At 68.2% G+C, this 10933-nt stretch carries 9 protein-coding genes and 2 tRNA genes; 5 read left to right on the top strand and 6 right to left on the bottom strand.

The annotated features are described in order from the left end of the window. The 3 genes from P2G67_RS07180 to P2G67_RS07170 all read right to left on the bottom strand — a co-directional run. A partial coding sequence (locus P2G67_RS07180) for a GTP-binding protein (RefSeq protein ID WP_275821460.1) occupies positions 1–432 on the bottom strand: 432 nt, incomplete at its 3' end. Positions 433–519: 87 nt separating this feature from the next. Beyond that, positions 520–593 (bottom strand) — tRNA-Gly (locus tag P2G67_RS07175). Positions 594–648: 55 nt separating this feature from the next. After that, positions 649–733, bottom strand: a tRNA-Tyr gene (locus P2G67_RS07170). Positions 734–895: 162 nt separating this feature from the next. Between P2G67_RS07170 and rlmB the strand changes: the two genes are divergently transcribed. Next, positions 896–1807: a 23S rRNA (guanosine(2251)-2'-O)-methyltransferase RlmB gene (rlmB, locus tag P2G67_RS07165; protein WP_275821458.1), complete on the top strand. Its 912-nt coding sequence runs from the start codon at positions 896–898 to the stop codon at positions 1805–1807. Between the two features lie 37 nt (positions 1808–1844). Here the strand turns inward: rlmB and mutL are convergent, their stop codons facing one another. The 3 genes from mutL to sugE all read right to left on the bottom strand — a co-directional run bounded on the left by mutL (position 1845) and on the right by sugE (position 5506). Continuing rightward, positions 1845–3716 carry a DNA mismatch repair endonuclease MutL gene (mutL, locus tag P2G67_RS07160; RefSeq protein ID WP_275821456.1) on the bottom strand — a complete coding sequence of 624 codons (1872 nt, stop codon included), beginning with the start codon at positions 3714–3716 and terminating at the stop codon, positions 1845–1847. Positions 3717–3765: 49 nt separating this feature from the next. Next, a complete protein-coding gene (locus tag P2G67_RS07155) occupies positions 3766–5070 on the bottom strand; it encodes a phosphoglucose isomerase-related protein (protein ID WP_275821454.1) in 1305 nt (434 codons plus the stop codon). Positions 5071–5194: 124 nt separating this feature from the next. Next, positions 5195–5506 carry a quaternary ammonium compound efflux SMR transporter SugE gene (gene sugE / locus P2G67_RS07150; protein WP_275821452.1) on the bottom strand — a complete coding sequence of 104 codons (312 nt, stop codon included), beginning with the start codon at positions 5504–5506 and terminating at the stop codon, positions 5195–5197. A gap of 189 nt (positions 5507–5695) precedes the next feature. Between sugE and rnr the strand changes: the two genes are divergently transcribed. The 4 genes from rnr (at position 5696) to rpmG (ending at position 10815) form a co-directional block, all read left to right on the top strand. After that, entirely contained in the window at positions 5696–7933 is a 2238-nt protein-coding gene (rnr, locus tag P2G67_RS07145) for a ribonuclease R (protein WP_275821450.1), read from the top strand. Between the two features lie 169 nt (positions 7934–8102). Continuing rightward, positions 8103–9740 carry a S41 family peptidase gene (locus tag P2G67_RS07140; protein WP_275821447.1) on the top strand — a complete coding sequence of 546 codons (1638 nt, stop codon included), beginning with the start codon at positions 8103–8105 and terminating at the stop codon, positions 9738–9740. A gap of 55 nt (positions 9741–9795) precedes the next feature. Next, positions 9796–10449 carry an NUDIX hydrolase gene (locus P2G67_RS07135; RefSeq protein ID WP_275821444.1) on the top strand — a complete coding sequence of 218 codons (654 nt, stop codon included), beginning with the start codon at positions 9796–9798 and terminating at the stop codon, positions 10447–10449. A 198-nt stretch (positions 10450–10647) separates the two neighbouring features. Next, a complete protein-coding gene (rpmG, locus tag P2G67_RS07130) occupies positions 10648–10815 on the top strand; it encodes a 50S ribosomal protein L33 (RefSeq protein WP_275821442.1) in 168 nt (55 codons plus the stop codon). The last annotated feature ends 118 nt before the right edge of the window (positions 10816–10933 follow it).

Below are 10933 nucleotides of genomic sequence, written 5' to 3'. Positions count from 1 at the left end.
CTCGTCGTCGACCATGTCGCACTTGTTGAGGAACACCACCAGACCCGGAACGCCAACCTGGCGCGCCAGAAGAATGTGCTCGCGCGTCTGCGGCATCGGGCCATCGGCGGCCGACACAACAAGGATCGCGCCGTCCATCTGCGCCGCACCCGTGATCATGTTCTTCACGTAGTCGGCGTGACCCGGGCAGTCCACGTGGGCGTAGTGACGGTTCTCCGTCTCATACTCAACGTGAGACGTCGAAATCGTGATCCCGCGCGCCTTCTCTTCAGGCGCCTTGTCGATCGAGTCGTACGCCGTAAAGGTCGCACCACCCGTCTCTGCAAGAACCTTCGTAATCGCCGCAGTCAGCGACGTCTTACCATGGTCAACGTGACCAATCGTCCCAATGTTGCAGTGTGGCTTCGTCCGCTCGAACTTTGCCTTCGCCATGGTGTCCGACCTTCCTTACGACTCTCGTCTTTCTGGGGCGCCGCCTGCGGTCATCTCTCCGATGCGGCCCGTTCTGCCTCTGTCTGCTGGAGCGGGTGACGGGAATCGAACCCGCACAACCAGCTTGGAAGGCTGGGGCTCTACCATTGAGCTACACCCGCACGCAGACCCTAATATAAACTTGGAACCTCATGCTCTTCCGTCGCCAGCAGGCAGTGGTGGAGGGGGTTGGATTTGAACCAACGTAGGCATAGCCAACGGATTTACAGTCCGTCCCCTTTAACCACTCGGGCACCCCTCCTCCTGGTCCGCTGCCCGCGCGACAGGTGGGCGATCTAGGGGTATTTACCCCAGCCTGTCAACCGCAAACGTCACAAAAAACCGCCATCGCTCTTAGCGTCGGGCTGACGCAGCGAACGTGGACGCCTCTGGACTTATTTCCGCGGAGAGTGTAGGCGGCCGCATGCCCAGACGCAAGCCCAGCCGATCAAATAGCGCACAGCGCGGAACGACCCGCCGCGAGTCGCCTTCACCACGCGAAGAGAGAAGGGCACAGCGCGACGCCCAGACGCAAGCCAGCGGCGCAGCACCCCGCAACCGGCCCAACCGCCCCTCGGCTGCCGCCGCGCGTGGTCTGCTGCTCTACGGCGCCCATGCGGTGCGCGCTGCGCTGGGCAATCCGCAGCGGCGCTGCCATCGCCTGCTGCTGACCGAGGAAGCCGAGCGGCGCGAAGGCCGCAGCCTCGAGCCCCTGCTGCGCGCACGCCCCGGCGGTTTGCCGGTGGAGAGAATGACGCGCGAGGCCCTCGATGGCCTCCTGCCCGGCGCAGTGCACCAGGGCATGGCGCTGGACGCAGCACCCCTCGACCCGCCGCTGCTGCAGGACTTCCTGGCCGAGCTGCCACCGGGACCGGCGCTGCTGCTGCTGCTGGACCAGGTCACCGACCCGCACAACGTCGGCGCCATCCTGCGCTCGGCCGCGGTCTTCGGCGCCAGCGCCGTGCTGGCCCCTGAGCGCCATGCCGCAACGGAAAGCGGCACACTGGCCAAGGCAGCCAGCGGGGCGCTGGAGGAGGTGCCCTACCTGCGCGAAGTGAATCTGGCCCGCAGCCTCGACCAAGTGAAAGCAGCCGGCTTCTGGGTGTTGGGCTTCGCGGGTGAGGCGCCGCAATCACTTGGCAGCTACGACCCGCCGGAGCGCATTGCGCTCTGCCTCGGCGCCGAGGGCGCGGGCCTGCGCCGCCTCACCCGCGAACGCTGCGATCTGCTGCTGTCCCTGCCGGCGGCGGGCAGCTTCCGGGACCTCAACGTCTCCAACGCTGCCGCCGTGGCCCTCTTCGCCTTGAGTCACAAGCGACTCGAAGGCAACCAGTAACCGCCTTTCAACGGCCCAGTTTTGAACGGCCCGGCGATCAACGGCGGCCGAACAGCCGCTCGATATCCGCCAGCTTTAGCTCCACATAGGTCGGCCGGCCGTGGTTGCACTGGCCGCTGTGGGGCGTGACCTCCATCTGGCGCAGCAGCGCGTTCATTTCCTCGCCGTTGAGCCTGCGCCCGGCGCGCACCGAACCGTGACAAGCGAGTGTGCCGCAGACCTCCTCCAGCCGCTCCTTCAGGGCCAGGGTCTGGTCCATCTCCAGCAGCTCGTCGGCCAGGTCGCGCACCAGCGCCACCACATCGGTCTTGCCCAGCAGGGCGGGGATTTCGCGCACCAGCACCGCATCGGCGCCGAAGCCTTCGATCACCAGCCCCAGTTCCTCCAACTCCGCGGCGCGCGCCAGTAGGCGCTGAGCCGCTGGCTCCTCCAGCCCCACAACCTCGGGGATCAGCAGGAGCTGCCGGGCCACACCGTCGCGACTCATCTGCTGCTTCATGCGTTCATAGACCAGCCGCTCATGGGCGGCGTGCTGGTCGACGATGACGATGCCCTGGGCGGTCTGCGCCACGATGTAGGTGCCGTGCAGCTGCGCGCGCGCCGCCCCCAGGGGATGGGCCTCGCTCGGGGCTGAGTCGCCACCATCCGCCGCGACATCCGTCCGGTCTTGCGTTGCCGCATCGGGCCAGGGCTCGCTGCGCGCGGCGGGGCGATCGTCCAATCCCGGCAGCGGCGCGTAGGCGGCCGCAGCCTGGGCAAAACCGGCCGGACTCCCTTCGCGCCTCGGGTACCAAGTGCCGCCGCCCCCCATCCCACTGTCCCCCATCCCACCCCCCGTCGCGCCCGGCGGCGGCTGCCCCGGACGAAAGGCACCCAGCGCCTGGCCTGCCACGGTGGTGGAGGCACGGTGCCCGGCCTGGGCCAAGGCATGACGACAGGCCGAGACGATCAGGCCGCGCACCAGCCCGGCATCGCGAAAACGCACCTCGGCCTTGGCTGGATGCACGTTCACGTCCACCACCTCGGCCGGGCACTCGAGAAAGAGCGCCACCAGCGGATGGCGGTCGCGGGCGAGGAAATCCTGATAGGCGCCGCGGATCGCCCCCAGCAGCAGCCGGTCCTTCACCGGCCGGCCGTTGACGAAGAGATACTGATGCTGCGCGGTGCCACGGTTGAGGGTGGGCAGGCCGATCAGGCCGCTGAGCCGCAAATCCTCGCGCTCGGCATCCAGCGGCAGGCAGTTCTCCTGGAAGTCCCGCCCCAAGAGCTGCCCCAGGCGCTGGGCCCGGGCGTCAAACAGTTCGCCGCCGCCCGGCTCCAGCTGCAGCAGCCGGCGTTTCTCGTCGGACAGCAGGAAGGCCACCTGGGGGTGGGCCATGGCAAGCCGGGAGAGGGCGTCGCGGACGTAGCCCTGCTCGGTGCGGGCCTGCTTGAGGAACTTGAGCCGTGCCGGGGTCGCAAAGAAAAGATCGCGCACCTCCACCCGGGTGCCCTCTGCCAGGGCAGCCGGTTTGATCTGGCGCTTGCGCCCACCCTCGACGGTGAGCTGCCAGGCCTCATCGCTGCCCCGGGCACGGCTGCTGAGCGTAAGCCGGGCCACAGCGCCGATCGAGGGCAGCGCCTCGCCGCGGAAACCGAGACTGCGGATATGCACCAGATCATCGTCCGGCAGCTTTGAGGTCGCGTGACGCTCCAGTGCCAAATCGATCTCCTCCGGGCCCATGCCCTCGCCGTCGTCGGTGACGCTGAGATAGGCGCGTCCGCCGTCGCGCAGCTGCACCTCGATGCGGCTTGCCCCGGCATCCAGCGCATTCTCCACCAGTTCCTTTACCGCCGCCGCCGGTCGCTCGATCACCTCGCCGGCGGCGATGCGGTTCACCAGGGTCTCGGGCAGGCGGCGCAGGGGCATAAGGGGCTTGGAACTCCGTCAGGAACGTTTGAGGTGAGGCAGCGGGAACTCAGTCCCGCTGCATGACCGCAAGATAATCGCGGGCCAGGACCTTGCCCTCCTCCACCGCCGGCTGGTCGTAGGCATCGACGCCCAGCAACTCCGCCGCCAGGATCGTCTCGAGCATGAAGTGCATGAAGAGCCCGCCCAGCACCTCCTCGTCCAGGCGCTCCAGCACCAGGGTGCGGGTCGGCTTGCCGTTGCGGATCAGGGTCTCCGCCGTCGCCCGGGCCATGGCATCCAGCAGGTCGCCCATGCGCCGCCCCGCCAGATATTCCAGCCGAGGATCGTCGACAATCTGCGGCGCCACCCGGGGGCCCTCGCCCTCCGTTTCAAGCCGAATCAGCGTGAAGAGCTTGTCCGCCGGCCCCTGAAGATAGAGCTGCAGTTGGCTGTGCTGGTCCACCGGGCCCAGCGCGCGGATCGGCGTGGTGCCCTTGCCGTGCTTGCCCAGGCTTTCGGCCCAGAGCTGGCGATACCAGAGCCCGAAATCGGCGAGGCGGTCAACATAGGGCATCAGCACCGACTGGCTGTAGCCCCGCTCCGCCGCCAGCACCGCCAGCGCCGCGCCCGCGGCCGGCGAAGCGAGTTCGCAGCCCTCCGGCCCCAGCGCCCGGTCGAGCACCGCCGCCGCCCCCTCCCGGAATGCGGCGGCGTCCAGGCCGGCCAGCAGTGCCGGCAGCAGCCCCACAACCGAAAGGACGGAAAAGCGCCCGCCCACGCCGAGGTCATGGTCCAGGCGCGGCAGGCGCCAGCGCTCGGCCAGGGCGGCCAAGGGGCTGTCCTTGGGCTCGGTGATCACCGCCACGCGGCTGGCCAGCCGGCTCTCGTCCAGGGCTTCGATCATTGCTTCGACGATCACGGCGAACTGGCACAGGGTTTCCGCCGTGCCGCCGGACTTGGACACCGCCACGACGCCGGTGTGCTCCAGATCAAGCCGGTCCAGCAGCCGCTCGAAGCCAAAGGGGTCCACATTGTCCAGGAAGTGCAGCCGCGGGTGCGCCGGGCCCAAGGGCGCATCGGCCAGAGCGTAGAGCGTCTGCCCCCCCAGCGAGGAGCCGCCGGTGCCCAGGATCAGCACGTCGTCGCAGGCTTCGTTCAAGGCAAAGGCCAGATCGCGTGCCGGCTCCAGGTCGGCGCGCCGGTCCGGCAGCAGAAGGAACTCGGGATCCCCCTCACCGGCCGAGCGCAGGTCCGAGAGGCGATCGAGCGCCGGACGAAGGCTCTGCGCCTTGACGAGCACCTGGGACTCTTCCAAGGCGCCATCGCCCAGGCGCGCGCTCAGACAGCCGGAAAGGTCGAAAGCGAGGCTCATGGTCCGTGATTCTCCCTGGCGCGGAGGCTGCCCCCCGAATTGAGACTCCCGGGCCAAAACCGGCGCTGCACGCGTGATGGCCGGTGAGGGACCGTTTGACGGACCCGTTGCCGCCGGCGCGCGATCAGGCCGCCTTCAGCCCGATTATGCCCGTGAGGATAAGCGCGATACAGCCGAGCCGCCAGAGGGTTGCCGGCTCCCCGAAAATGAGGATGCCCACCACTACGGTGCCAATCGTGCCGATCCCGGTCCAGACAGCATAGGCGGTACCCAGGGGCAAGCTGCGCATTGCCCAGCTCAGCAACAGGAAGCTCAGGCCCATCAGGAAAACGGTCACGACGCTGGGCCCCAGGCGGGTGAAGCCCTGGGTGTACTTGAGGCCGAGGGCCCAGCCCACTTCGAGCAAACCGGCAATTAACAGTATGATCCAGGCCACGCGTTCTCCGCTCCCGTATTTGCAGGCGCTGCGCAGCGCCCCACCAAAAGTGTTTTCCACAGCTTCCGGAACCCGCGGCCCCGTGCACGCGTCCTTGAGGATGCGCACACAAGCCCTCGACCGAAAGGGCGGCGCGCTGCATGCTGGCCCAGGATTACCGCCCCCACACCGTTTGAACAGGACAGCCTTGTGCCGAAATCCGCCCCACCCCCTTTCCCGGACAAACAGGCGATCCTGGAGTTCCTCCAGAACGCCGGGGCACCGGTCGGCCTGAAGGATCTCGCCCGCCATTTCGCCGTCAAGGGCGCCGACCGGCGTCTGCTGCGCAAGTTGGTGAGCGAACTGGAGGAAGAGGGCCAGATCGACAAGCCGGAACGGCGCAAGCTGGCGCCAAAGGGCGCCCTGCCCGCCGTGACGGTGCTGGAGATCAGCGGTCTGGACGAGGACGGCGAGCTGCTGGCCAAGCCCGCGCGCCGCCGCGAGGACGAGCCACCACCGCCCCCCATCTATATGGTCCCGGAAAAGCGCAGCCGCGCCGCCCTGGCGGTGGGCGAGCGGGTGCTTGCCAAGCTCGAGCGCCAGGAGGATGGCAGCTATGCCGCCCGGGTCATCCGACGCCTGGGCCGCGCGCTGGAGCGCGAGGTGCTGGGGATTTACGAGATCGGTCCCAAGGGCGGCCGTCTGAAGCCCACGGACCGCAAGGCAAAGTACGACTACCGGGTCAGCCAAGCCGACTCCAAGGGGGCGGAGGCCGGTGAGCTGGTGCTGGCCGAGACCAAACCGCACCATCGCCGCGCCGGCGAGCGCGAGGCGGTCGTCATCGAGCGCCTGGGCGGGGTCGACAACCATCGGGCCCTTAGCCTGATCGCGGTGCACGAGCACGGCATCCCGACCCGCTTTCCGGAGCGCGCCATAGCGGAGGCAGAGGCCGCCGGCCCGGTGCCCGAAGCAAAGCGCGCCGACCTGCGCGACCTGCCGCTGGTCACCATCGACGGCGCCGATGCTCGGGATTTCGACGATGCCGTCTTCGCCGAAGCCGACGACGATCCCGGCAATCCCGGCGGCTGGCGCATCGTGGTGGCCATCGCCGACGTGGCGCACTATGTCCGGCCGGACAGCGCCCTCGACCAAACGGCGCGCGAACGCGGCAATTCAGTCTATTTCCCCGACCGGGTTGTGCCGATGCTGCCCGAGGCCCTGTCCAACGGCTGGTGTTCCCTGCGCCCAAACGAGGAGCGCGGTTGCCTGGCCGCTCACCTTTGGATCAATGCCGAAGGCCAGCTCAAGCGCCAGAAATTCACCCGAGCCATCATGCGCTCGGCAGCGCGGCTGACTTACGAGCAGGTGCAGTTGGCCCACGACGGCCATCCTGACGACACCACCGGGCCCTTGCGTGAGCCGGTGATCGCCCCGCTCTACGGTGCCTTCCACGCGCTCTGCAAGGCCCGGGAGAAGCGCGGCACTCTCGACCTGGACGTCCCCGAACGCCGGCCCGTGCTCGACGAAGCCGGTCAGGTGGTTGCCATCGAGCCTCGGCGCCGGCTGGATAGCCATCGGCTCATCGAGGAGTTCATGATCACCGCTAACGTGGCCGCGGCGCAGGAACTGGAAAAGCGCCGCCAACCCTGCATGTATCGGGTCCACGATCAGCCGGACAAGGCCCGGGTCGATGCCCTGCGCGAGGTGCTCGACGGCCTGGGTCTGCGCCTGGCCAAGGGGCAGGTGCCACAACCCAAGACCTTCACGCGCATCCTGGAGCAGGTGAAGGGCACCGAAGCCGCCACCATGGTCAGCGAGCTGATCCTGCGCGCCCAGGCACAGGCGGTCTACAGCCCGGAGAACATCGGCCACTTCGGCCTGGCCCTGGCGAAGTATGCGCACTTCACCTCCCCCATCCGCCGCTATGCCGACCTGCTGGTGCACCGCGGGCTGATCTCCGGCCTTAAGCTCGGCGACGACGGGCTGCCGCCCCAAGCTGCAAGCGCCTTCCCGGCGCTGGGCGAGGCCATCTCCATGACCGAACGCCGGGCGGCCGCCGCCGAACGCGACGCCATCGACCGCATGACCGCCGCCTTCCTGCAGAACCGCATCGGCGAGGTCTTTGCCGGGCGCATCGGCGGCGTCACCCGCTTCGGCCTTTTCGTCACCCTGGAGCAGAGCGGCGCAGACGGACTCGTGCCCATCTCGTCCCTGCCCGACGATTACTACGTCCACGACGAGACCCAGCACAGCCTGGTCGGCCGGCGCTGGGGGCGGGTCTACCACCTGGGTCAGAGCGTGACCGCGGCGCTGGTGGAGGCCGAGCCCTTGACCGGCGGCCTGATCCTGAGCCTGGTGGAAAGCGAGGAAGAAGAAACGCCGAGCAGCCTGCCGACGAAACGCCGGCGCAAGGGTGCGGGCGGCCCCCGACGCAAGAACCGCCGGTGAGCGGTCGCAGCAAGCTTTCCGCTTTCGGGGCAATGCCCTGCCCGGTTGTGGCCACAATGGCGCGAAAGGCTAAGGTGGTTCATAGGAGGAATGCTCATGACACCCTCTGGCACTTGCCCACCAAACTGTGCTGAATGAGGCGGCGGATGTGATTTTTGTGGACCGGATGATGCGAAGCGACCGGCCTTTACGAAGCGGAACCAGAGCGCTCGGCACCCTGTTCGGGTTGCTGCTGCTCATGGCCTGCACCGCCGGAAATGCCGGCTTCTCCAGCGCGGAATATGACAGCGAGCGGGCCGCCCGGCTGTTCACCGCCGGCTACCATGACATCGCCGGCGTCTACATCGAAGCCGTACCGCCGCGCCAGTTGGCCCAGGCCGGGCTGAGCGAACTGCACGACATGGACCCGCGCCTCGCCCTGGAGCCGGAGGAGGACAAGGGCTTCGTCCTGCGGGTCGAGGACCAGCCGGCGCTGCACTACGCCCTGCCACGCCAACAGGATTACGATGCCTGGGGCGCGCTCACCGCCCGTGTCCTGGATGATGCCCGGGCCCTCTCCCCGGCCGTCGCCGAAGCCGAGGGCGAGGAACTCTACGGCACAGTCTTTGGCGGCATCGTCGGTGAACTCGACGGCTTTTCACGCTATTCCGGCCGCGATCAGGCGCGCGAGAACCGCGCCGGGCGCAGCGGCTTCGGCGGCATCGGCGTGCGTATCCGCAACGAGGATGACGGCGTGCGCATCCTCTCGGTCATGGAGGACACACCGGCCGAACGCGCCGGTCTGCAGGGCCGCGACCTGATCCTGGCCATCGACGGCGCACCGGCCAAGGAATTCGACCAGTACGAAGTGGTGCAGCAGCTGCGCGGCCCAGTAAACTCCCGGGTGCGCCTGCTGATCGAGCGCGAGGAGGTGGAAACCCCCTTCCAGGTCAACGTGCAGCGCGCCCACATCGTGCCCCAGACCGTCCATTACAGCCTGGAGGATTCCGTGGCCGTCTTCCGGGTCACAGGCTTCAATCACGCCACCACCGCCACCCTGCGCCGCAAGCTGGTCCAGGCCGAGCGCGAAGCGGGCGACCGGCTTTCCGGCTACCTGCTCGACCTGCGCTCCAACCCCGGCGGACTGCTGGAGCAGTCGGTAAGCGTGGCCGACATCTTCCTGGAGGGCGGGCGCATCGTCTCGACCCACGGCCGCCACCCCGACAGCCACCAGTACTTCGAGTCGCGCCACGAGGCCCGGGTGCCACCCCGGCCCATGGTGGTGCTGATCAACGGCAACTCGGCCTCGGCCTCGGAGATCGTCGCCGCCGCCCTACAGGATGCCGGCCGCGCCCTGGTGGTTGGCAGCGGCTCCTACGGCAAGGGAACGGTACAGACCGTCCTGCGCCTGCCCAACGAGGGTGAACTGACTCTGACCTGGGCGCGATTCCACGCTCCCTCCGGCTACTCCCTGGACCGGCGCGGCGTGATGCCCGACGTCTGCACCAGCGGCGAAACCCAGGACGAGGAGGCGCTGATGAGCGGCATCTATCAGGGCTTCACCCGCGAACACCGGGCGCTGCGCCGGCAACGCGTGGCCGTCGAAGATCCGGGTGAACTGGCAGCCTTCCGCGCCCACTGCCCCAAGGATGACGCCGAGCGCGAGGCCGACATGCGCATCGCCATGAAGCTGCTGCGCGACCCGAACCTCTATGCTGCCGCCCAGGGCCTGCCCACGGTGACGGCAGAAGTGCCCCGCAGTGAGGTCCTGCTTGATCAGGCCCCCTCGATTGAAGCGCCCGCCGGGGTGAGCGCACCAGCACAGTGATTGGGCAAACCAAGTGACGGGGCTGGCGGAAAAGCGCAGCGCGCGGCGGAGCGTCGTGCGACCCCAGGCCGCTGCAGGCATCGTTCTGCTGCGCCGCAGCGCCAAGGGCGCGGAAGTGCTGCTCGGCCGGCGCAACGCCCGGCTGCGCTTCATGCCGGGCTATTATGTCTTCCCCGGCGGCCGCCTGGACCCCGGCGACCGCCAGGCAAGCGGCTTTGCCGAACCGCCAAGCCCATTGCCCGGCCCGGGCGCCGACGGCCTCACCACGCGCCTCTTCCCGGCGCTGCGTCGGGCCGCCATTCGCGAGACCTGGGAGGAGACCGGCCTGCTGCTGGCAGACAGCGAGGCCTCCCTGACAAGCGATGCGGAGTCGACACCGGGCGTCTGGCAGGATTACCGCCGCGCGGGACTTGCCCCGGCCTTCGGGCAGCTAAGCTTTGTGGCGCGCGCCATCACACCGCCGCAGTCGCCGATCCGCTTTCACAGCCGCTTCTTTCTCTGCTGCACTGACGAGGTGGCCCTGGGCGGTCGTCTCGCTGGGGATGGCGAGCTGGAGGATCTGGACTGGCGCCCTGCCCGCTCCCTGGACGCGCTGCCCATGGCCGACGTGACCCGTGCGGTGCTGCAGGAGGCGCTGCATCGCCTCGAGCAGCCAGAGCGCCCGGCCTGCCTCTTCCTCTATCGGCAAGGGCGCATTCGCCGCCGCTGACGAAGAGATTCGTGAGGGACGCCCGCTGCGAGCCTTGACTTGTGTCTTCGCGTGGCTATCGTCGCCGCCTTGCAGAGTGTGATCGGGCGGCATGGCCGCACCCCAAGCACTTCGAGAGTCATCGGTGCCTGATCTGCCGGAACACCGGCCCGGGCATCGAAATTTGCAGCGCCGAGCAGCCCGGAAGGACAGATCGTTATGGCGAAGCCCGTGACGCAATGGATCAAGCTGGTGAGCACCGCCGACACCGGCTACTTCTACGTCAAGAAGAAGAACCCGCGTAACCAGACCGAAAAGATGAGCCTGCGCAAGTACGACCCCGTCGCGCGCAAGCACGTCGAGTTCAAGGAATCCAAGATGAAGTGAAGCGGGTCGCCGGCCGGGCATCTCGGCCGCGCACTGCTTCCAATGTCTTGATCAAGAAAACCCCTCGGGCCGGCCGGCGCGAGGGGTTTTTCCTGTTATATCCAAGCAAAGAAACGCG

It is taken from the genome of Aquibaculum arenosum (assembly GCF_029222965.1).
GTDB classification, from domain to species: Bacteria; Pseudomonadota; Alphaproteobacteria; order Kiloniellales; family DSM-21159; genus Aquibaculum; species Aquibaculum arenosum.
This window is presented reverse-complemented; position numbering and strand designations above follow the sequence as displayed.

What these genes read in the sequence shown, in the direction of transcription:
- P2G67_RS07155 (WP_275821454.1), bottom strand. Translation starts at nt 5,070, where the DNA reads ATGAGCCTCGCTTTCGACCTTTCCGGCTGTCTGAGCGCGCGCCTGGGC.
- P2G67_RS07140 (WP_275821447.1), top strand. Translation starts at nt 8,103, where the DNA reads ATGCGAAGCGACCGGCCTTTACGAAGCGGAACCAGAGCGCTCGGCACC.
- mutL (WP_275821456.1), bottom strand. Translation starts at nt 3,716, where the DNA reads ATGCCCCTGCGCCGCCTGCCCGAGACCCTGGTGAACCGCATCGCCGCC.
- rlmB (WP_275821458.1), top strand. Translation starts at nt 896, where the DNA reads ATGCCCAGACGCAAGCCCAGCCGATCAAATAGCGCACAGCGCGGAACG.
- rpmG (WP_275821442.1), top strand. Translation starts at nt 10,648, where the DNA reads ATGGCGAAGCCCGTGACGCAATGGATCAAGCTGGTGAGCACCGCCGAC.